A 21,590-nucleotide genomic window follows, 5' to 3' on the forward strand; every position below is an offset into this window, starting at 1 on the left:
ACAGGGATGCGGCGGCGTGCGCCAGAACCCGCATGGTGCCCGCACTCGCCCGTGCATGCACGCGCCTTCAGGACACGGGCGAGGACGACACTTCGCGCAAGGCGCGCAGCATGGTGGCCACGGCCGTGCGGTCGGTCGTGTTCTCGCGCCAGTACATCGATACCGAGCCGAAGCCCGACAGCCGCACCGGCAGCACGCGCAGCGCGCCCATGTGCGAGAAGCGCAGCGCCGCCCGGTGCGATGCCAGTCCGATCATGTCGCTGTGGCCCAGCAGGGTGAGGTTGAGCGTGACGGAGTTGGATTCCACGCTGCCCGGCGGCAGCGCGTGGCCGGCGGCGACGAGCGCGTTCTCCAGCGCGTTGCGGATGGGCGTGCCGCGCGGCCACACCAGCCAGCGGTAGTCCATCAGGTCGGGCCAGCCGGGCGGGCTGTCCGGGCGCTGCAGCAGCGGGTGCTGCGGGCGTGCCACCAGGTGGATGGGCTCCATGTAGAGCGTCTCGGCGTGGATGTGGGTGTCGTGCAGCTCCGGGGCGGAGCGGCCCACCACCACGTCCAGCTCGCCGTTGGCCAGTTGCTGCATGAGCACATTCATGGTGCTTTCGGCCAGCCGGATCTGCGCGCGCGGCAGCCATTCCAGCAGGCGCAGCACGGCCATGGGCACCACGTCGGAGGCGGATGCGCCCGAGGTGCCCACCACCACCAGGCCGCTGCCACCGTCGCGCAGGGCCTGCATGTCGTCGCGGGCGCTGTCCAGGTGGGCCTCGATGCGGCGGGCATGGGCGATCAGCGCCTCGCCCTGCGGGGTGGGGCGCAGGCCGCGCGCATGGCGCTCGAACAGCACCAGCCCCAGGTCGTCCTCCAGTTCCTTGAGCCACTTGGAGAGGGCGGGCTGCGCGGTATGCAGCTGCTGGGCCGACTGGCTCATGTTGCCGGTCTGCGCGAGGCTCAGGAGCATCTGCAGCTGGCGCAGCCGCAATCGGTGGGTCCAGTCCATGGCGCGGTCCTTGGTGTCGAGGTATATCCAAAAGATTATGAATAAGACCAATAAATGATTTTACGGACTATCGCTGGCGCCGAATAATTTCCGCAAATACAGGAGACAACGCATGGACACGACCACCCTCGCCCGGCCCGCCGCGGAAGGCGCCCAGACGTCCGCACGCCAGGCCTACTACGACCGCATTGCCCGCCATGGCATGGCGCCTTTGTGGGAGTCGCTGCACAGCCTCGTGCCGCGCGAGCCGCGCCCGCAGGCCGTGCCTGCCTTCTGGCGCTATGAAGACGTGCGCCCGCTGGTCATGCAGGCCGGCGAGCTCATCAGCGCCGAAGAGGCGGTGCGCCGCGTGCTGATCCTGGAGAACCCCGGCCTGCCAGGCCGCGCCAGCATCACGTCCACCCTGTACGCGGGCCTGCAGCTGATCCTGCCCGGCGAGGTGGCGCCCAGCCACCGCCACACGCAGTCGGCGCTGCGCTTCATCGTGGAAGGCAAGGGGGCCTATACGGCCGTCAACGGCGAGCGCACCACCATGCACCCGGGCGACTTCATCATCACCCCGTCGTGGACCTGGCACGACCACGGCAACCCCGCGGCGGACGAGGGCGGCGAGCCCGTGGTGTGGCTGGACGGCCTGGACATTCCGCTCATCGGCCACCTGGACGCGGGCTTCGCCGAGAACTACCCCGAGGCCGTGCAGCCGGTGAACCGCGCCGAAGGCCACAGCTTCGCCACCTTCGGCCACAACATGGCACCCGTGCGCCACCGCGCGGCGGACCCGACCTCGCCGATCTTCAGCTACCCCTACGACCGCAGCCGCGAGGCGCTGGACCAGCTCTTCCGACAGGGCGAGCTGGACGCCTGGGACGGCGTGAAGCTGCGCTACGTGAACCCCGCCACCGGCGGCTGGCCCATGCCCACCATGGCCACCTTCCTGCAGTTCCTGCCCGCGGGCTTCCAGGGGCGCACCTACCGCGCCACCGATGCCACCGTGTTCAGCGTGGTCGAGGGCCAGGGCACGGCGCGCATCGGCGGCAGCACCTTCCAGTTCGGGCCGCGCGACACCTTCGTCGCGCCGTCGTGGGTGCCGGTGCAATTGGCGGCCACGCAGGACGCGGTGCTGTTCAGCTATTCCGACCGCCCCGTGCAGATAGCCCTCAACCTCCACCGCGAACTCCGCATGTGACGGGGCGCGGTCCACAGAGCCTCCCTGGCGGCGTTGCCGCATCTTGCCGTGGCGCTGCCACTGTCTGCGATGCGGCGCCTTGCCATAGAGGCTCTGTGGACCGCTCACGAGCGTGACCCGTCTTCCCCTTTGAACGACTGATTTCCTTAGAAAGAAAAACCATCATGGCTTTCGTGTTTCCTGTTCCTCCTACCGTCGCCGTGCCTGTCGTGGGCAGCTCTGACGCTTTCGCCGTGCGCCGCGTGTACTGCGTGGGGCGCAACTACGCGGCCCATGCGCGGGAGATGGGGTTCGATCCGGACCGCGAGCCGCCGTTCTTCTTCTGCAAGCCGGCCGATGCGGTCATTCCGGTGGCCTATGGCGAGACGCTGCGGCTGCCGTATCCGGTGCGCACCGACAACTTCCACTATGAAGCGGAGCTGGTCGTCGCCATCGGCAAGGCCGGCAGCGACATCCCGCGCGAGCAGGCGCTGGAGCACGCCTGGGGCTATGCCGTGGGCCTGGACATGACCCGCCGCGACCGTCAGATGGAGATGCGCCAGATGGGCCGCCCCTGGGAGATCGGCAAGGCCTTCGACGCCTCCGCGCCCATCGGCCCGATCCACCGCGCGAGCGACGTGGGCCACTTCGAGCAGGCCGGCCTCTGGCTCACCGTGAATGGCGCCGACCGCCAGCGCAGCGATGTCTCGCACCTGATCTGGTCGGTGGCCGAAACCATCGCCGACCTCTCCACGTATTTCCGCCTGGAGCCCGGCGACCTGATCTACACCGGCACGCCCGAAGGCGTGGGCCCGGTGGTGCGCGGCGACCGCATGGTGGTGGGCGTGGAGCGCCTGGGCGAACTGGCGGTGGACGTGGTCTGAAGCGATAGCTACACCATGCAGCTCTACAGCTTCTTCAACAGCTCCACCTCGTACCGGGTGCGCATCGCGCTGGCGCTCAAGGGGCTGCCGGCCGACTACCACGGCGTGAACATCCGCGTTGGCGAGCACCGCGCGGCGGACTATGCCGAACTGAACGCCGCGCGCGTGGTGCCCACGCTGGTGGACGGCGATTTCGCGCTGGGCCAATCGATGGCCATCCTGGACTACCTGGAGCAGCGCCATCCCGAGCCCCGGCTGGTCCCGCTCGAACCCCGCCTGCGCGCCCGCGTGCTGGAGCTGGCGAATGTGATCGCCTGCGACATGCACCCGGTGAACAACCTGCGCATCCTGAAATACCTGCAGGGCCCGCTGGCCCTGAGCGCCGCGCAGAAGGACGCCTGGTACGCCCACTGGGCCGCGGAGGGCTTCGCCGCCGTGGAGCAGTTGCTGGCGCGGCATGGCGGCGAAGGGCCCTGGTGCTTCGGCGACGCGCCCACGCTGGCCGACGTGTGCCTGGTGCCGCAGGTGGCGAACGCCCTGCGCGCAGGCTGCGATCTCGCGCCCTACACGCGCGTGCTGGCAGTGCACGCGCATGCGGAGCAGCACCCCGCCTTCATCGCGGCGCGGCCGCAGGCGCAGCCGGACTACCAGCCATGAGTTGACAGGCCGCCACCCCACGGGCCCAGGCCACAGGCCGGGCTTCCATCCATAAGAACGGAGCGAGACAAAAATGACCCCATCCATGGCCGCCGGCATTCCGGCGGCAGACCGCGCCGCTTTCGGGCCGCTGCAGCTGCGCGTGACGCTGCTGTGCGCCATCGTCGCCATGCTCGATGGCTTCGACACCCAGTCCATCGCCTACGTGGCGCCGCGCATCGCGGAAGACTGGGGCCTGAAGGCCTCGGAGTTCGGCCCCATCTTCGCGGCGGGCCTGTTCGGCCTGATGGCCGGCGCCTTTTTGCTGAGCCCGGCGGCTGACCGCTGGGGCCGCAAGAAGGTGATCCTGCTGTCCACCTTCATCTTCGGCCTGTTCGCGCTGCTCACCGCGTGGGCGACGAGCATGAACGAACTGCTGGCCTACCGCTTCATCACCGGCGTGGGCCTGGGCGCGGCCATGCCCAACATCATCGCGCTCACCAGCGAATACGCGCCGCAGCGCCTGCGGGCCACGCTGGTCACGGTGATGTTCTGCGGATTTCCGCTGGGCTCCACGCTGGGCGGGCTGATCTCCAGCTGGCTCATCGCGCATTTCGACTGGCACTCGGTGTTCGTGCTGGGCGGCGTGCTGCCGCTGCTGCTGTTGCCCGTGCTCGCGCTGCTGCTGCCCGAATCGCTGCGCTACCTGGCCGCCAGCGGCGCCGCGCCCGCGCGCTACGAGCCGATCGTGAAGAACGCCTACCCCGGCGAAGACCCGGCCACGGTGATGGCCGGCCTGCGCGGCGAGGCCGCGGGCGTGCAGTCCGGCTTCTCGGTGTTCGAGCTGTTCCGCCACGGCCGCCTGCCCACCACCGTGCTGCTGTGGCTGGCCTTCTTCATGAACCTGCTGGTCATGTACTTCCTGGTCAACTGGCTGCCCACGCTGCTCAAGAGCGCCGGCCTGCCGCTGGAAAAAGCCATCCTCTCCACCGCCATGCTCAACCTGGGCGGCGTGGTGGGCGCGCTCGCGCTGGGACGGCTGATCGACCGCTTCAGCGCCTACACGGTGCTGGGCGCGGCCTATGCAGCATCGGCCGGCTTCATCGCGCTGATCGCCTTCAGCGGGCAGAACCTCACGGGCCTGCTGGCGGGCGCCGCACTCTCCGGATTCGGCGTGGTGGGGGCGCAGATCGGCTGCAACGCGCTGGCCGCCGCCATCTACCCCACCCACATCCGCGCCACCGGCGTGGGCTGGGCGCTGGGCGTGGGGCGCATCGGCGCCATCGTCGGCCCGCTGGCGGGCGGCGCGCTGCTGGCCGCGGCATGGACGCCGTCGTCCATCATCCTCGTGGCTGCCGTGCCGGCGGTGCTGGCGGCCGTGGCGGTGGTGCTGCTGGGGCGCGTGCGGCGCGGCGCCTGACAGGGATTGCCCGGGCCCGCCCACTGCCGGGCCGGCATAGCATCGCGGCTGGAGACAAGCACCCACGAAAGGCAGCCCATGGACGACGGCCTTCGCACCTGGACCACCGATTCCGTTCCCCCCGCGCAGCGGGCCGACTACTGGGTCGGCGCCGTCTGCGACTGCTTCCTCGACATGGAGGTGCAGCCCGGCCAGCGCCACGCGTTCTCAGCCACGCTCACCTCCATGCCCTGCGGGGGGCTGCGCGTCAACCGCGTGAGCGGCGGGGCGCAGCGCGTGCGCCGCACGCAGCAGGCCATCCGCCGCGGCGATGGAGACAACTTCTACTACCTGCTCTGCAAGGAGGCCGTGCCCTGCCATGTCGCGCAGGACGATGCCGGAGCCGCGCGCCTGTTGCCGGGTGACCTGGCGCTGATCGACTCGCGGCGCCGCTACCTGCTGGAGTTCCCGGACGCAGTGGACACCGTCTCCATCCAGATCCCCATCGGCTGGCTGGACACCTGGCTGCCCGCCGCCGACCGCTGGCTGGGCCGCCGCGTGGACGGCACCGCCGGCTGGGGCCGGGTGCTGAGCGCCTACGTGGGTCAGCTGCGCGCCGAGCGGCCGGAACGCCTGGGCGCGCTGCAGGCCGAGCACCTGGGCGGCCTGCTGTCGCTGGCCTGCGGCGCCGCGCTCGAAGAGCCGCCGCGCCCCGGCCTGCTGCAGCGCATAGAACACTGCGTGCGGCAGCGCTTCTGCGAGCCCGGCCTCACCGCCGCCGACGTGGCAGACGACGTGGGCGTGTCGCTGCGCACGCTGCACCGCGCGCTGTCGTCGGGAGGGACCACCTTCGCGGTGCTGCTCATGCGCGAGCGCATGGCCGTGGCGCAGCGCATGCTGCACGCGCCCTCGCACCGGCATTTGACCGTCGCCGAGATCGGACGGCGCGCGGGCTTCCTGGACCCCTCGCATTTCGCGCGCGCCTGCCGGCAGTGGTGCGGCAGGACGCCAGCACAGGAGCGCGCCCGGGCCGCATGAATGGGACCGTCACCAGGGCCAGTCCACCGGCAACCCGAGACCGGCGGCAGCGGCCTGCTGCTGCACCAGCCGGGCCACGGTGAGGTCCTGCAGGGCCAGGCCCGTCATGTCGAACAGCGTGATGTCTTCGGGCTGCCGGTCGACGCAGGCACTGCCCCGCAGCACATCGCCGATTTCCGTGCATGCGGCCCCGGGCACCCATTGCATCTCGCCGATCTGGCGCGCCTGGGCCTCGTCATCGACATAGATCCGGGCCTTGTCCAGCAGGCCTTGCGGTGCCTCCCGCTTGCCGCGGGTGTCCGCGCCCACGCAGTTCAGGTGCGTGCCGGGGCGCACGGCGTCCAGCTCGAAAAGCGGGCCGCCGCCCGGCGTGGCGGTGATCACCACGTCGCTCGCGGCCACGTCCGCATTGCGGTCGGTGGAATGGCGCAGCAGGCATTGCCCCGCGAACCGCTGCTCGAACGCCGCGTCGGGACGGCCATCGGCCGTCACGTACCGCACGTCCCGCAGCTGCGGCAGCAGCCGCAGGGCGTAGGTGAGCTGCACGCCCGCCTGCACGCCCGTCCCGAACAGGCACAGCCGCTGGCTGTCCGGGCGGGCCAGCAGCGCCAGGCCGTGGCCGCCCGCGGCACCGGTGCGCGCCGTGGTGATCGCGTTGCCGTCGATCAGGCAGGTGGGCCGGCCGGTGGCGGGATCGATCAGCAGGATCGTGGCCTGGTGCGGCTCGCCGCCGAGCGCGCGGTTGGACGGCCAGAACCCCGCCGCCTTGAAACCGAGCAGGCCCTGCGAGGGCACGTCGCCGGACTTGATGCCGAAGATGCCGCCCGTCTCCAGGCGCTCGCGCACCACCGGGAACACCCGGCCTGCCCGCTCGCTGTGCAGAACGAAGGCCTCGCGCACGGCGGCCAGCACGCCCTCCGGCTGCAGCAGCTGTTCCACATGGTCCCTGGTGAGCAGCAGCAGCCGCGCATCTCGGGTGGTGGAGGCTGTCATGCGAACATCTCCGCGATGGCATCGGCATTCTTGATGCCGGTGGCCGTCAGGATCACCACCGTCTCCTCGCTCTCGCGGACCGTACCGGCCTGGATCAGGTGGTCGAGTCCGGCAATCGCCGTGGCAGACGTGAGTTCGGGCAGCAGGCCCGTGCGCGCCACTTTCTTGAGCGCGCCGACGATGGCCTGCTCCTGCAGCGCCACGGTGACGCCGCCGGTGGCCTGCACCGCCGAGACGAGCTCCCGCAGCCGCAGGGGGTGCGTGATCGCCGTGCCCTCGGCCACCGTCTTGCGCACCTCGCGGGCCACCGGCGTCGTTACGCCCGCCTGGAAGCTCGCGTCGATCGGTGAGCAGTTCAGCGGCTGGCAGACGAACAGGCGCGGCATCTTCGCGATCTGGCCCGCACGCAGCAGCTCGGAAAACGCCATGAAGCACCCCAGCACATTGCTGCCGGCGCCGGCCGGCATGACGATGTTGTCCGGCGCGCGGAAGTTCAGGTCTTCCCAGATCTCGTAGCCGATCGCCTTCGTGCCCTCGAGGAAGAACGGCTGCCAGTTGTGGCTCGAATAGAAGATGTGCTCCGATTGCCGCACCGCCTCGTCCTCGCAGGCCTGCCGCGGCCCCTCGACCAGTTGCACCTCCGCCCCGTAGGCACGCATCTGCGCGATCTTCGGTTTCGACGCATAGGCCGGCGCGAGGATCTTGACGCGCATGCCGCCCGCGGCGCCGTACGCGGACACCGACGCGCCGCCGTTGCCCGAGCTGTCCTCCAGCACCGCATCGACGCCCTGCTGGCGCAGCACGGAGAGCATCACCGTGGTGCCGCGGTCCTTGAAGCTGCTGGTCGGGTGGAACCATTCCAGCTTGAAGTACGGCCGGTGGGCGCCCCATTCCTTCTGCACGAGGGGCGTGCAGCCCTCGCCCATGGAGATCGGGCGCGCGACGTCCAGCGGCAGCGATGCCCGGTAGCGCCACTGCGAGCGGCACGTGCGGTCGATGTCATCGCGCGAGATGCCGGGCTGCGGCGTGATCAGCAGCGGCTTGCGGTCGTCGGAGCACCACCGCGGCACGTCCAGGGGGTAGGTCCGGCCGCTGGCCGGGTCGATGTAGAGCGAAGTCGTCATGTCTCGGGTTCCTGCTTTCAATGCTGGCGTGCCGCAGCCGGGCCGCGCGCTGTGGTCAGGGTTGGATGATAAATCCAAAACTAGACAATATGTTTGGTTTTGGACAAAAGCTGTCCATGGCCTCCAGGAGAGAGGCCCGATCAACTGACCAATGCTGGATAAAATGTCCAGATGAAAAAGAAGGCGCACACCGCGGAGCAGCAGGCCATCCTCGAGCAGGTCCAGCACATCGCCTCCGCGCTGGGAGAGACGTTCGCGCCCTTCACCGAGGTCGTGCTGCACGACCTGCGATCCCCCAAGCACGCGATCCTGGCGATCCACAACAACCTGTCGGGCCGGCAGGTCGGCGATCCCGCGACGGAACTGGGCCTGGCCCGCATCGCGGACGACCAGTACCCCCAGGTGCTGGCCAACTACGCCAACCAGTTCGCCGACGGCCGCCGCGCCAAGAGCACCTCGATCGGCATCAAGGACTCCGAAGGGCACTACTTCGCCGCGCTGTGCCTGAACGTGGACATGACGGTCTTCCGCGGGATCGCCACCATGATCGAGCAGTTCTCCGCCATCGGCGAAGACGGCCGCAAGGAGACGCTCGACACGGGCAATGCCGAGGCCCTGCGCGACCGCATCGACCGCTTCGCGATGACGCTCGCCACCACGCCCCGCGCGCTGCGCACCGAGCAGCGGCGCGAACTGCTGCAGACGCTCAAGGGCGAAGGCTTCCTGGAGATCAAGCGCTCCATGGACACGGTGGCCCAGCACCTGGGCGTGTCCCGGGCCACGGTGTACAACGACATCCGGTAGCCGGCTGGCACCTTCCGTCCGCCGGCCTGGCACGCAGCGGCCATCCGCGGCCCCGCCGCCGGGCCACCATGGGTCTCCCACCACACAAGGAGACAACGACATGGCGGACACCTACGTACTGGTCCACGGCGCCTGGCATACCGGCGAGACCCTGGCGGCGACTGCGAAGTACCTGCGCGCGCGCGGCCACACCGTGCATTGCCCCACGCTGCCGGGCAACCGCCCCGGCGACGGCACGGCCCCGCTGGGCCTGCAGGACGCGATCGACGGGCTGGTGCAGTTCCTGGAATCGAACGACCTGAAGGACGTGCGCCTGGTCGGCCACAGCTACGGCGGCATGCTGCTCTCCGGCGCGGCCGATCGCGTGCCCGGGCGCATCCGGCGGCTGGTGTACGTGAACGCCTTCGTGCCGCTGCCCGGCGAATCCCTGGCCGACATGGCGCCGCCCTACTACCGCGCCATGTTCGAAAACATCGCCGCCGCCAACGGCGGTGGGGTGCAACTGCCCTACGAGGTCTGGCGCGAAAGCTTCATCAACGATGCGGATGCGGAGCTGGCGCGCACCACCTATGCGTTGCTGCACCCGCAGCCGCTGCGCTGCCTGACCGACCCCATCACCCTCTCGCAGCCCACCGCCGCGCTGGCGCTGGGCAAGTCGTACCTGAACTGCCGCGAAGACACCGCGCTGCCGCAGAGCCTGCCCTGGCACCCGCGCCTGTCGGAGCGGCTCGGCCTGTTCCGCTACGTGGAGGCGGGCGGCAGCCACGAGGCGCTGTTCACCGATCCCGAAGGCTTCGCGCGGGGCATCGAGCGCGCGGGGCGGGATTGATCCGCACCAGCAGTACACGGACATCATTCAGGAGACGACACCATGCAAGCCATCGCCCGCCACTCACGCGCCGCCGCTGCCTTTGCCACCGCAGCCGCCGTCGGCAGCCTCATCGCCGCGCTGCCCGCCCAGGCACAGACGCAGTCGCAGCAGCAACAATCCGCACCGCCCGCTGCAGCGCGCACGCCATCGACGGACTGGTCTGCGCCATCCCCCTGGCGCCTCTACGCCGGTGCCGCGCACATCGGTTTCAGCACCTCGGCCGAAGTGCGTGCCGGCGGGCAGCTGGTGCCCGGTGCCGACGCCAAGGCCGACGCCAACAACAGCCTCGGCTTCGGCGCCATCTATGACTTCCACCCGGGCTGGAGCGCCGAAATCGCCCTGGGCCTGCCGCCCACTACCGCCCTCAAGGGCACCGGCACCCTGGCCGGCGCAGGCACGCTCGGCAAGGTGAAATACGGCCCCGCCGTGCTCTCCGTGCGCCGCCACCTGTGGGAAGGCGGCCCCGTGCGCCCCTACATCGGCGCGGGCATCAACTACACCCTGGTGCTCGAATCCCGCGATGGTTTCGTGTCGAACCTGGATGTGAAAAACGGCGTGGGCCCGGTGCTGCAGGCCGGCTTCGAGGTGCCGATCGACCAGCGCTGGAGCTTCTTCGTCGATGCGAAGAAGATCTGGCTCAAGACGACCGCGACGGGCACGCTGCCGGTGCTGGGCGGGGCGCCTGCGCATGCGAAGGTGCGGCTGGATCCGCTGGTGGTGACGGCGGGGGTGAGCTACAGGTTCTGAGTCCTCCGCAGCGCTGCGGCCCCGCTCGCCCCCTCGGGCGGCCGGCTGGAGGCCGGCGTGGCCTGCCCCGGCTACCAGCAGTCGCTGCAATCCAGCTTGGCCGGCGCCTACGAGCGCGTGGGCATCGCCGGCACCGTGAAGGTGGAATTCCGCGTGCGGGACGGCGCGGTGGTGGAGGTGAACCCGGTGGCCAGCCCCAGCGAGTACTACCGCACCGTGCGCTCGGCCGTGCGCCGCTTCCATTGCCAGGCAAGGGGGGGGGGCGGGGATGCGCTGGTGTCGTTGGATATTGTTTTTCGGGGGGAGTAGGATGGGGCGGTAGCGGTCAGTCTGGGGCGGGGTTAGCTTCGGCCTTGGCTAAGACATTGGACAAAGGCGTATCGGAAGAGGCTCCGATGCGTCCTTTTGCTTTCTGGGTCGTGGGTGCTGTTAACGGACGCGGTGTGCGGGGTTCGTTGCTATGAACGGGGTTTCGATGGCTGCTTTGCAGCGATTGCGGCCGTTGGCCTTATACATCCCAAAGACAGGACTCAGCTAAGAGCGGGCACCTGCGAAAGACCGCATCAAGGAAGTCTGCCAAACAGGTTCAATCCCGAGGAGTGTTGCCGGTGGCAGCATCGGACCACTCTGGCGGCTTGCATACGTATGATTCCACTAGCCGTTGGCTCACCGAGCCTGGCTGGACCAGTTTTTACCCCGCTGGGAGGAAGATGCACAACGTGCAGTTCGAGATCACGAAACCCACTGACGACGGGGCCTTCGAAGACATGTGCGCCCGAATTTACGGGACTGTCTTCAATGACCCACTGCCGCAGACTAACGGGCGCCGGGGTCAGAAACAAGGCGGCATCGATGTGTTCATCGATGCACCAGAAGGCCGGCTAGGCATTCAATGCAAGAAATACGCAGACGGTGCCCTGAAGTTCAAGCACGTAGAGCATGAGGTCTCAGAAGCCGACAAGGCGAACACCCCAATCGTGCGTCTCATCGTAGCTACTACTGCCACGAGTAATGCGGTGCTCTTGCGGGAAGTGCAGGACCTGTCCGATGCCAGGGTAGCTAATGGGCAGTATCCGGTCAAGATTGAGTTCTGGCAGGACCTCTGCCGGCACATTCGCGGCAGTTCGAAGCTCCAGAACGACTACGCTCCAAATGCACCTGGCGCCGTCTTTCACCGCTTAGATGAACAGAACTCAGGGATTGAGGCGAACCTGCTCAGCATCAACTCCAAGCTGGAAGTTTTGACGGGCCTGCCCAGCGGCCGTGCCGACTCGGTCAACAAGTTCATTACTTCGCAACTTGACGCTGTCAACGACGTGCTTCGAGCCGCAAGGTTCAAGGATGCCTTTGAAGACTTGCAGCGTATCGGCGCCGACATGTCGCTTTTCGATGTTCACCAGCAGGCACGCTGGTACGTGCAGCGGGGCGTCTGCATGTGGCATCTGGAGACCGGCGCTGCTGCTGCCCCTGACTTCCTTCGCGCCTCCGAGCTGTATCCCGACGACGAGAAAATCGTAGCGGCGAAGGTCAGAGGCCTCCTCTTCACTGACAAGGTTGACGAGGCACTGGCCGCAGGGGGGGAGGCACTCGCAAGGTATCCCGTATCAGTCCACGTCTGGATTGCCCATGCCAATGCCAGGATGGTCAAGGGCCAAACCCTGGCGCTCGCCGATGCACCGGCCGCGATGCGCGACGACTGCGATGTGCTGCAGCTCCTTGCGTGGTCGCGGAAGAAGGCTGGAGACCTAGCTGGCGCCGTCGAGCTGAGCGCTAAAGCACTGGCCAAACCGAACGCTGCGTTCTTTGTCAGGAACACGGCGCTGGTGCTGGCACTCGAGGCTGCTGCCTGCGACCCCGTAAAGGTCGCGCATGGTCTGGTGGGCGAAGCAGAAATCGCCGCGCTTAGGCAGGCAGTCGAGGCGCTCACACCGCGAAAAGACCAGGTTTGGGCGGTGCAATCGCCGGGCTCAGTCCAAGACACGCTGGAGCATCTTGGCTACAGTTACCTTGTGCTGGGTGCGCCTGGTGAGACTCTGGCCCTTATCGAGGAGGCCCGGCACGCCGGCGTGCTGACCTCTCGGCTGAAGCGCGTCGCATTAGAAGCCTATCGTCGACTAGACCGCTCAGACGAGTTGGGCCAACTTGGTCGGGAGTGGCTGGAAGACCTCGAGGAAGAGGCGTTGATACTGGTCGCGGAATATGCTTCAGGTGTGGGTGATGTTCAGCTAGTCGAGGCCGTGCAGGCGTTGGTGACGAAAAAGGGCTACCAGCAGGCAGAGGTGCCGCACTTGCTGAGCGCTATGCGGTGGGTCGCTCTTTGGCGCTCGGGCACCGGCAAGCTGCAAGCAGTGAAGGAGGTCAAGGCAGCGGATGTTGCGAACTCAGACAGCCTCGCCGTCATATGTGGCGGCGCCCGAATACTGCATGCGGGTAAAGACGAGTTGGCAGCCGATGCCGCGATTGAGAAGGCCTGCACCCTGGTGTCAAAGGACACTGGTCCGGCAGAGCGACTCTTGCTCGCGGACCTGCTCTTCGCCACGGATAAGCTGGAGTTTGCCGCCCGTCAGTACGAGCTACTTGCTCCACGCGGCAAGCACTCCGAGCTCCACAATCGGCTGCTTCGCTGCTATGTGCGCACGGGCGCACTCCGCAAGGCGAAGGAACTGATCTTGTCGTTCCCAGACAACTGGACAAGCGACGAACGAGCATTGAGTCTCGCAATTGACCTAGGACAGCAGGCATCGGACTGGGAATTTTTGGTTCCCCTCGCTGAGTTGCATTGCGAGCGGCGCCCCCAGGAGGCCGGCGGCTGGCTGCTACGTCTCGCGCTCGACCTCAAGATGCGCAAGATGGCCCGATTCCACCATGTGCTTGAGTCGGTTCCGGCTGACTTGTCCGGGCCACCAAGACTCCTTTCTCAGGTTGCGTCTCTTGAGCTCCGCTTTGGCCGCAAAGAGATCGGCATGCTGCGGCTGTACGGCATGTTTCGTCGCAACTTCGACGATGTAGATGTAGCATCAGCCTACTTGATCGCCATCATTGCCGGGCCTCAAGAGCTCCCATTTATGGAAGAGGAACTGACGGAAGTTCAGCCTGGGACAGCCGTGACGCTCAAGAACGAATTGGGCGAAACGGTGACACTTTCGCTGGACCCGGCAGGTCTGTCGGGACTCCCAGTTCGCGAAGGCATGCTTGCTCCGTCCGATGATGTAGCCCGCAGCCTACTGGGCGTGGCCGTGGGCCAGCAAGTCTCTCTACCCGGACCCTTCGGAACCGAACTGCGCTTCGTTGTCGAAGGAGTGACAAGTACCTTCCGGAGGCTGCTTCACATCGCGCAGGCACGGGTCAACTCGCCCGTTGCTTCGAACCTGCCGGTGATGTCAGTGCCTGTCCCGGAAACAGAAAAAGGCGTCGACTTCAGCCACGTGCACGCCATGCTGAAGCGGCAATTCGAGCACTCACGGCGAGCGCTTCAAGGCTACGCGGACAGCCCCATCACGCTGGGAATTCTGGGCAAGCTGCTCGGGCGAAGCGTGGTCGACATAGTCTTGGGGTGGCCGTCTGACGCGCCTCCCTTGTTCGTGTGCGCGGGTACCAAGGAGCAACGGGAGGCTGCTGTCGAACTACTCCAACGGCATGACGCCGAGTATGTTGTTGACGCTGCGACCGTTGCCGAGCTGGCGGCACTTGACTGTCTTGCCGCGCTGGCGGCGCTACCTCGCGTCTACATCTCTACGAAGGCCATTGAAACTCTCGAAGCTCGACTCGAAGAGGCGAAGATCGAACGCTCCGGCGGGCAGATGTTTGATGACAACGGCACGATGCGGTTTGTTGAGTACACGAACCAGGACAGGGAGCGGCAGACTTCGTTCATTCAAAGCATGGTTGACGCGGTCCGACAGCACTGTGTGATTGCTCCTGCTTATGGTCCGGAAGAGATTCCGGCAGACCTGGAGCGAGCGCAGGACGTTCTCGAAGACGAGGAACTCGCTGCACTACTACTGACTGCGGAGAAGAACGCGGCCCTGTTCACCGTTGACGGGCGACTCGCCCAGTTCGGCCTTGCATCGGCGAAGCTCAAGTCGGTGTGGCCGCAGGAGGTTCTCCGGTACGCCGTAGAAAGAGGGAAGCTGACGCCCCAGCAATACACCTACGCTGTCGTTCGGATGTTTTTGCGGAATCGCAGCTTTGTCTCGCTAGGCTCGTACGACTTGGTGTTCATGTGCTTGCAAGGAGGCTACGCGTTAACCGAGGGGCTTCAGCGGTTCAAGGACTACTTGGCCTCCAGTTCCACAGAGCTCGTGTCGGCGGTTTCTGTTGCGTTCGAGTTCCTCGAACTGCAAGCGCAGCACCCCACTCAGTTCAAGGCGTTTGCGGAACTCATGGGTCACATCGTCGAAGCGGGCCTTCGCCATCCGCACTGCAATCAGGAAGGACTCTTGAAGGTCGCGCTGGACTTTGCATGCGACATAGCAATCAAGAGCAACGGTACCTTCATACCGTACGCCCTTGCTGAGGGCTGCAGGCAGGCACGCATGCGTGTCTACGCCAAGATTCTCGGGGAGGAGGTTGAGGCCGCCGACCGGCTCGCCAGTTCACCGCCGCGTCGACGCGCAATCAAGCTGCGTGCGTTGAAGTGTATGCAACCTCCGTATCTCACATTCGATGGTGAGGCGAGGGATCCAGTCGAGCCATCTATCCAGCAAGTGGACGCGGCGCGAGGAAAAGACTTTCAAGCCGCAGGTGGTACGACCACGTTGGGCAGCAGTCAGGCAGTGATGCTGCCCCTCGCCAACGAAGCAGATGAAAGCTCTGAAGATGTGACAACACAACAGGAGCCGCCAGGGAGCGCAGCGACCTGACGGACCGCTTCGAGACGTAGAGATTTGGAAGTTGGATGACGTTTCAGGGATGGAAGTTGCCGCTCAGTCCCACCTTGTCGAATGACAGCTACCAGCCTATAGGCGACATTGATAAGCGCCCATGCTTCATGGAAAAAGTAGCGCCCCAATAGCTCCCGAATCCCGATGGCCGAAACGACGGTGCCGCCGCGCGCCTCCCTCACTCCCCTTCCGCAAACATCTCCACCATCACCCCCCGCAGCCACTGGTTCCCCGGATCCCGGTGGTACTTGGTGTGCCAGAACAGATTGATCGCCACATGCGGCAGTTTGGCGGGGTGGGGCGCATACGCCAGCCCGAAGGGTTCGGCCATGCTCTGGGCCATCTTTTCGGGCACGGTGGCGACCATCTGGGTGGCCTGCAGGATGTGGCCGATGGCGACGAAATGCGGCACCGTGAGGCGCACGTCGCGGGCCACGCCCATGCGCTCCAGCAGTTCGTCCACCTTGCCGTGGCCCGTGCCTTCGGAGACGACGACCACGTGCTGCGCCTTGGCGAAGTCGTCCAGCCCGATGCGGCGGCGCTTGTGCAGCGGGTGGTCCTGGCGGAACAGGCACACATAGGGCTGGCGGAAGAGGCGGCGCTGGAAGAAGCCGGCCTTCAATTGCGGCAGCAGGCCCACGGCCAGGTCCACCTTGCCGGCCTCCATGGCGTCTTTCAGGTCGGTCGCTGAATTGCGCACAGTGGTCAGGCGCACGCCGGGCGCCACCTGGGCCAGGCGCTCCAGCAGGCGCGGCAGGAAGTAGATCTCGCCGATGTCCGTCATGCCCACCTTGAACACGCGCCGGCTGGTGGCGGGCTCGAACCCCAGCTTGTGGTTCAGGGCGCCGTGGATCATCGCGAGCGCGTACGACACGGATTCCGCGAGCTGGTCGGCGTAGGGCGTGGGCTGCATGCCGTGGGCCGTGCGCAGGAACAGTTCGTCGCCCAGCAGGCGCCGCAGCCGCGCCAGGGAATTGCTGACGGCCGGCTGCGTCAGGCCCAGGTTCTCGGCGGCCTGCGACACCTTGCGCGTGACCAGCAGCTGCTGGAAGACCACCAGCAGGTTCAGGTCGATGTCTTCCAGTTCCACGCTGCACCTTTATTCATCGGAGTGATGCGATGTATTCATGCCATTCTATTGGCTGATGGGTCATTCGCGGGAATGATCGGGGTCATAACGAAAACCTGGAGACAGTCCCCGATGGAATTGCATATCGAGCCGCTGGGCCGCGTCCTGCCCGTGGCGCCCGGCGCCAATCTGCTGGAAGTGCTGCGCGCGCACCAGATTCCCGTGTCGTACAGCTGCATGGCCGGGCGCTGCGGCACCTGCCGCTGCAAGGTGGTCGCGGGCGAGGTGCTGGATTCCGGCCAGGCGCTGCGCATGCCGCCGCTGGGCGGCGATGGCGAGGCGCAGTACGTGATGGCCTGCCAGACGGTGCTGAGCGAGTCCTGCACCATCGAGATCCCCGAGCCCGACGAGGTGGTGGTCCACACCGCCCGCACACTCAAGGCCACGGTGACGGCCGTGGAAACGCTCACGCACGACATCCGCCGCCTGCTTCTGAAGCCGGCCAAGCCGCTGGATTTCTCACCGGGGCAGTACGCGCAATTGCAGTTCGGACCGGGCCTGGTGCGGCCGTATTCGATGGCCGGGCTGCCGCATGACGGCGAACTCGAATTCCATGTGCGGCTGGTCGAAGGCGGGCTGGTGTCTACCCACGTCGCCAATGTGCTGGCCGTGGGCGATGCGGTGCGCGTGAGCGGGCCGCTGGGTTCGGCCTACCTGCGCCGCAAGTATGAAGGGCCGATGCTCTGCGTGGCGGGCGGCACGGGGCTGGCGCCGATCCTGTCCATCGTGCGCGGCGCGCTGGAAGCCGGCATGCCCAATCCGATCCACGTTTATGCCGGCGCGCGGTCTGCGCGCGACGTCTATGGCCTGCAGTGGCTGGCCGACCTGCAGCAGCGGCATCCGCAGTTGCAGGTGCATGCGGTGGTGGCCGCGGCCGATGCGGCGCCGGGGCAGCGCACGGGCCTGGTGACCGATGCCATTGCGCAGGACTGGCCCTCGCTGGAAGGCTGGCGCGCCTACCTGTGCGGATCGCCGCCGATGGTGGAGGCCGTGTCGCTGCTGGCGCGCCAGCGCGGCATCGCCCCCGAGCACCTGTACGCCGATGCTTTCTACGCCAGCACGCCCTGATACGAATTCCAAGGAGACAACGACATGAGTACGCCCCACCCCGTCTTTCCATTGCAGCCCGTCTGGGAGAGCCCTGGCACCCACCGCGTGCCGTTCGCGGCCTATACCAGCGAGGAGATCTACCGCCGCGAGCTGGAGCGGTTTTTCTACCGCGGCCACTGGTGCTACGTGGGCCTGGAGGCCGAGGTGCCGAACCCCGGCGACTTCAAGCGCACGGCGATCGGCGAGCGCTCGGTGATCCTCACGCGCGGCGAGGACATGCAGCTGCACGTGGTGGAGAACGTCTGCGCGCACCGCGGCATGCGGTTCTGCCGCGAGCGGCACGGCAACCGCAAGGAATTCGTCTGCCCCTACCACCAGTGGAACTACAAGCTCGACGGCGCGCTGCAGGGCGTGCCGTTCCGGCGCGGCGTGAAGCAGGACGGCAAGGTGCACGGCGGCATGCCGGCGGACTTCAAGCTCGAAGAGCACAGCCTCACGCGCCTCAAGGTGGCCGTGCGCGGCGGGGTGGTGTTCGCCTCGTTCGACCACGACGTGGAATCGCTGGAGGACTTCATGGGCCCGGTGATCCTGGGCTATTTCGACCGCATGTTCAACGGGCGCAAGCTGAAGATTCTCGGCTACAACCGCCAGCGCATTCCGGGCAACTGGAAGCTGATGCAGGAGAACATCAAGGACCCATACCACCCCGGCCTGCTGCACACCTGGTTCGTCACCTTCGGCCTCTGGCGGGCGGACAACAAGTCCGAATTGAAGATGGACGCGCGCCACCGCCACGCGGCCATGGTCTCCACGCGCGGCGAGGCGAAGAAGCAGGCGTCGGACGTGTCCAACGTCTCCAGCTTCAAGGCCGGCATGCAACTGGAAGACCCGCGCTTTCTCGACATCGTGCCCGAGCCCTGGTGGGGCGGGCCGACGGCGGTGATGACCACGCTGTTCCCGAGCGTGATCCTGCAGCAGCAGGTCAACAGCGTCTCCACGCGCCACATCCAGCCCGTGGGCCACGACGCGTTCGATTTCGTGTGGACGCATTTCGGCTACGAGGACGATACCGACGAGATGACCGAGCGCCGCCTGCGCCAGTCCAACCTGTTCGGCCCGGCGGGCTTCGTCTCCGCCGACGACGGCGAGGTGATCGAGTTTTCGCAGCAGGGCTTCGAGCAGAAGCCGTTCCACCGCGCGCTGGTGGAGCTGGGCGGCCACGGGGTGGGCGATACCGACCACATGGTGACCGAGACGCTGATCCGCGGCATGTACGAGTACTGGCGCGGCGTGATGGAGAAGGAGGACTGATGCCATGGACACGACCACTACGAACACCGCCATCGCGGCCGGCACCACCGGCACGCCCTCCATCGACTTCGCCGATTTCTTCGCGCTGCAGCAGCTCTATGCCGACTACGCCTCGGCGCTGGATGCCGCCGACTGGGACCGCTGGCCGGGCTTCTTCACCGAGGACTGTGTGTACCGCCTGCAGCCGCGCGAGAACCACGAGCGCGGCCTGCCGCTGGCCACGCTGTCGTTCGACAGCCAGGGCATGCTGAAGGACCGCGTCTACGGCATCCGCGAGACGCTGTTCCACGACCCCTACTACCAGCGCCACGTGATCGGCACGCCTCGTGTGCGTGCGGCCGGCGAGGGCCGCTGGGAGTGCGAGGCGAACTACGCCGTGCTGCGCACCAAGCTGTCGGAGCCTTCCACGGTGTTCAACGTGGGCCGCTACCTCGATGTGGTGGTGCGCACGCCCGATGGGCTGCGCTTCGCCCGCAAGGAATGCATCTACGACAGCGAAATGATCCTGAATTCCATCATCTACCCCATCTGACCCGAGGAGACACCCCATGACCGCCATCGATACCCCATGGACCGAAGCCGCCGCGCTGGACGACGTGCCCCAGGACGACGTGGTGGGCGTGAACGTCGCCGGGCGCGACGTGGCGCTCTATTCGGTGGAGGGTGAGGTGTTCGCCACCGACAACCTCTGCACCCACGGCAACGCGCGGCTGTGCGACGGCTTCCTGGAGGGGCACGAGATCGAGTGCCCGCTGCACCAGGGCCGCTTCGACGTGCGCGACGGCAGTGCGCTGTGCGCGCCGCTCACGCAGGGCCTGCGCACCTACCCCGTGCGTATCGAGCAGGGCAGGGTGTTCCTGCAGATCGAAGGGGCCTGAGCCGGACCGGGCCGGGCCGTGGCACCGCGGTCCGGCATGGATTCAGCGTGCTGCAGCGAGCAGGCGTTCGGGCTGGAACTGGAAGCCGTCCACCACGCTCCTGAGCCGGCCGGCCTGCTCCAGCAGGCTGGCCGCGGCGGCCGAGGATTGCTCCACCAGCGCCGCGTTCTGCTGGGTCATGTGGTCGAGTTCGGTCACCGAGGCGTTGACGCGGCCCAGTTCGCCCGATTGCCCTTCGACCGACGTGCTGATGGCGCCCACCACTTCGGAGGCGCGGCGTGCGCAGTCCACCACGTTCTGCATGTGTTCGCCGGCATCGGTCGCCAGCCGGCTGCCGCGCTCGGCTTTTTCCACGGAGGCGGCGATCAGCGCGCGGACTTCGCGGGCGGCTTCGGCGCTGCGTCCGGCCAGCGAGCGCACCTCGCTCGCCACCACCGCGAAACCCCGGCCCTGTTCGCCGGCGCGGGCCGCCTCCACCGCGGCGTTCAGCGCCAGGATGTTCGTCTGGAAGGCGATGCCGTCGATCACGCCCACGATGTCGGCGATGCGTCCGGCGCTGGAGTGGATGTCCTGCACGGTGGCGACGACCTCGGTCACCACGCTGCCGCAGTGCTCGGCCACCTGGGTGGCTTCCTGCGTCAGCCGGCGGGCCGCCACGGCCTCCTGCACGCTGTGCTGGACGGCGCCGTCCAGCTGGCCCATCGATGCCGCTGCGTCCTGCAGGTGGGACGCGGTGCGCTCGGTGCGCTGGCTGAGGTCGCGGTTGCCCGTGGCGATCTCGCCCGCCGCCGCCGCCAGGCCCGCAGCAGCCTGGTGGACATCGGTCACCACCCCGTTGAGCCGCAGCAATGCGGCCTGCAGGGCCCGGGCCGCGGTGCTGTTCACCGGCACGCCGCGCACGTCCAGCGAGAGCTGGCCGTCCTGCTGGGGGCGGCAGAGGTACTGGAGTTCCGCCGATTCGATCGCATCGGCGCGGGTGCGGAAGGTGATGGCCACCTCCACGGCGGTCTGCACGACCACGAACGCGGCGTGCACCAGGATGCGCCCGAAGTCGGGTTCGGTGAGGCAGTACACCGGGCCCCCGGCCAGTTGCAGGCGATCGAACGCGATATGGTGCACGGCGATCAGCGCTGCCGCGAAGACGACGGGCCGCCAGTCGCGGTAGGCCAGCACGAAGGCCAGGAAGACGAAGACGCCGAAATGCATTTCGGTGGCACCCAGGCTGAGCTGGATGTGCAGGGCCACCATGCCGATGCCGGCCGTCACGAGCGCCAGCCGGCCCAGCAGGCTGCCGCGCACCGCCAGATAGGCCCATGCGGCCAGCGCCAGCAGGCTGCCGCCCCAGATGGCGGCGGTGCCGGGCCGGCCGTACATGAAACCGAGCCACAGCGCGACGATCGCGCCGAGGACGCAGATGGCGAGCAGCAGGCCGTCCGCCCGGCAGCCGATGGCCTGCAGGGCCTGCTGGGCGCTCGGAGAGAGATCGCGGCGTCGTTTCGTTTCGTCCATGGCAGGCTTCTGGTGAGGGTTGTCGATGGGAGGCAGCGCCGGGAAAGCCGGCCCCGTTACGTGACTCAGAATAATGCGAAACGAAACAAAAGGAGACTTTTTGTAATTCGAAGGGGCGTGCCGAGTCCATCCGGCAGGGAGGCCCCGGGAAAGGTGTGGGGTATTCGCATCGCCG

19 protein-coding genes are annotated in these 21,590 nt (G+C 67.3%); 14 read left to right on the forward strand and 5 right to left on the reverse strand.

Annotation, left to right across the window (positions count from 1 at the left end; translation table 11 throughout):
• Positions 1-67: 67 nt before the first annotated feature.
• Positions 68-994: a LysR family transcriptional regulator gene (locus ACAV_RS00880; RefSeq protein WP_013592694.1), complete on the reverse strand. Its 927-nt coding sequence runs from the start codon at positions 992-994 to the stop codon at positions 68-70.
• Between the two features lie 112 nt (positions 995-1,106).
• Between ACAV_RS00880 and gtdA the strand changes: the two genes are divergently transcribed.
• The 5 genes from gtdA (at position 1,107) to ACAV_RS00905 (ending at position 6,116) form a co-directional block, all read left to right on the forward strand.
• Entirely contained in the window at positions 1,107-2,180 is a 1,074-nt protein-coding gene (gene gtdA, locus ACAV_RS00885) for a gentisate 1,2-dioxygenase (protein WP_013592695.1), read from the forward strand.
• A 164-nt stretch (positions 2,181-2,344) separates the two neighbouring features.
• Complete coding sequence (locus tag ACAV_RS00890) at positions 2,345-3,043, forward strand: fumarylacetoacetate hydrolase family protein (protein ID WP_013592696.1); 699 nt, start codon at positions 2,345-2,347, stop codon at positions 3,041-3,043.
• A 15-nt stretch (positions 3,044-3,058) separates the two neighbouring features.
• The gene (gene maiA / locus ACAV_RS00895) at positions 3,059-3,700 is read left to right on the forward strand and encodes a maleylacetoacetate isomerase (RefSeq protein WP_013592697.1); all 642 of its coding nucleotides are present in this window, start codon (positions 3,059-3,061) and stop codon (positions 3,698-3,700) included.
• 73 nt (positions 3,701-3,773) lie between these two features.
• Positions 3,774-5,099, forward strand: a complete 1,326-nt coding sequence (locus tag ACAV_RS00900) for an MFS transporter (protein WP_013592698.1) — start codon at positions 3,774-3,776, stop codon at positions 5,097-5,099.
• 78 nt (positions 5,100-5,177) lie between these two features.
• Positions 5,178-6,116, forward strand: a complete 939-nt coding sequence (locus ACAV_RS00905) for an AraC-like ligand-binding domain-containing protein (RefSeq protein ID WP_013592699.1) — start codon at positions 5,178-5,180, stop codon at positions 6,114-6,116.
• Positions 6,117-6,125: 9 nt separating this feature from the next.
• On the opposite strand, the gene ACAV_RS00910 is transcribed toward ACAV_RS00905, so the two are convergent.
• Entirely contained in the window at positions 6,126-7,109 is a 984-nt protein-coding gene (locus tag ACAV_RS00910; RefSeq protein ID WP_013592700.1) for an ornithine cyclodeaminase family protein, read from the reverse strand.
• Positions 7,106-8,233 (reverse strand): threonine synthase, encoded by a 1,128-nt coding sequence (locus tag ACAV_RS00915; protein ID WP_013592701.1) that lies wholly within the window; start codon positions 8,231-8,233, stop codon positions 7,106-7,108. Before ACAV_RS00915 ends, ACAV_RS00910 begins: the two co-directional genes overlap by 4 nt.
• Before the next feature lie 171 nt (positions 8,234-8,404).
• On the opposite strand from ACAV_RS00915, the gene ACAV_RS00920 reads away from it, so the two are divergent.
• From ACAV_RS00920 to ACAV_RS00940, 5 genes are all read left to right on the forward strand, one after another.
• Positions 8,405-9,037 carry a helix-turn-helix transcriptional regulator gene (locus ACAV_RS00920; RefSeq protein ID WP_013592702.1) on the forward strand — a complete coding sequence of 211 codons (633 nt, stop codon included), beginning with the start codon at positions 8,405-8,407 and terminating at the stop codon, positions 9,035-9,037.
• Positions 9,038-9,137: 100 nt separating this feature from the next.
• Positions 9,138-9,866 carry an alpha/beta fold hydrolase gene (locus ACAV_RS00925; RefSeq protein WP_013592703.1) on the forward strand — a complete coding sequence of 243 codons (729 nt, stop codon included), beginning with the start codon at positions 9,138-9,140 and terminating at the stop codon, positions 9,864-9,866.
• Between the two features lie 42 nt (positions 9,867-9,908).
• The gene (locus ACAV_RS00930; protein WP_013592704.1) at positions 9,909-10,655 is read left to right on the forward strand and encodes an OmpW/AlkL family protein; all 747 of its coding nucleotides are present in this window, start codon (positions 9,909-9,911) and stop codon (positions 10,653-10,655) included.
• A gap of 57 nt (positions 10,656-10,712) precedes the next feature.
• Positions 10,713-10,964 carry an energy transducer TonB gene (locus ACAV_RS00935; RefSeq protein WP_013592705.1) on the forward strand — a complete coding sequence of 84 codons (252 nt, stop codon included), beginning with the start codon at positions 10,713-10,715 and terminating at the stop codon, positions 10,962-10,964.
• 410 nt (positions 10,965-11,374) lie between these two features.
• The gene (locus ACAV_RS00940) at positions 11,375-15,517 is read left to right on the forward strand and encodes a PIN domain-containing protein (protein ID WP_157768703.1); all 4,143 of its coding nucleotides are present in this window, start codon (positions 11,375-11,377) and stop codon (positions 15,515-15,517) included.
• Positions 15,518-15,716: 199 nt separating this feature from the next.
• On the opposite strand, the gene ACAV_RS00945 is transcribed toward ACAV_RS00940, so the two are convergent.
• Positions 15,717-16,628, reverse strand: coding sequence for a LysR family transcriptional regulator (locus tag ACAV_RS00945; RefSeq protein WP_013592707.1), 912 nt, complete (start codon positions 16,626-16,628; stop codon positions 15,717-15,719).
• Positions 16,629-16,739: 111 nt separating this feature from the next.
• On the opposite strand from ACAV_RS00945, the gene ACAV_RS00950 reads away from it, so the two are divergent.
• The 4 genes from ACAV_RS00950 to ACAV_RS00965 are packed head-to-tail and all read left to right on the forward strand — an operon-like array spanning position 16,740 to position 19,906.
• Positions 16,740-17,735: a 2Fe-2S iron-sulfur cluster-binding protein gene (locus ACAV_RS00950; RefSeq protein ID WP_013592708.1), complete on the forward strand. Its 996-nt coding sequence runs from the start codon at positions 16,740-16,742 to the stop codon at positions 17,733-17,735.
• Between the two features lie 24 nt (positions 17,736-17,759).
• Positions 17,760-19,028 (forward strand): aromatic ring-hydroxylating dioxygenase subunit alpha, encoded by a 1,269-nt coding sequence (locus ACAV_RS00955; RefSeq protein WP_013592709.1) that lies wholly within the window; start codon positions 17,760-17,762, stop codon positions 19,026-19,028.
• A 4-nt stretch (positions 19,029-19,032) separates the two neighbouring features.
• Positions 19,033-19,560 carry an aromatic-ring-hydroxylating dioxygenase subunit beta gene (locus ACAV_RS00960; protein ID WP_013592710.1) on the forward strand — a complete coding sequence of 176 codons (528 nt, stop codon included), beginning with the start codon at positions 19,033-19,035 and terminating at the stop codon, positions 19,558-19,560.
• A 16-nt stretch (positions 19,561-19,576) separates the two neighbouring features.
• On the forward strand, positions 19,577-19,906 hold the full coding sequence (locus tag ACAV_RS00965; protein WP_013592711.1) for a non-heme iron oxygenase ferredoxin subunit: 330 nt from the start codon (positions 19,577-19,579) through the stop codon (positions 19,904-19,906).
• A 42-nt stretch (positions 19,907-19,948) separates the two neighbouring features.
• Here the strand turns inward: ACAV_RS00965 and ACAV_RS00970 are convergent, their stop codons facing one another.
• A complete protein-coding gene (locus ACAV_RS00970; RefSeq protein WP_013592712.1) occupies positions 19,949-21,415 on the reverse strand; it encodes a methyl-accepting chemotaxis protein in 1,467 nt (488 codons plus the stop codon).
• Positions 21,416-21,590: the final 175 nt, after the last annotated feature.

The sequence above is a fragment of the Paracidovorax avenae ATCC 19860 genome, from assembly GCF_000176855.2.
Classification (GTDB): domain Bacteria; phylum Pseudomonadota; class Gammaproteobacteria; order Burkholderiales; family Burkholderiaceae_C; genus Paracidovorax; species Paracidovorax avenae.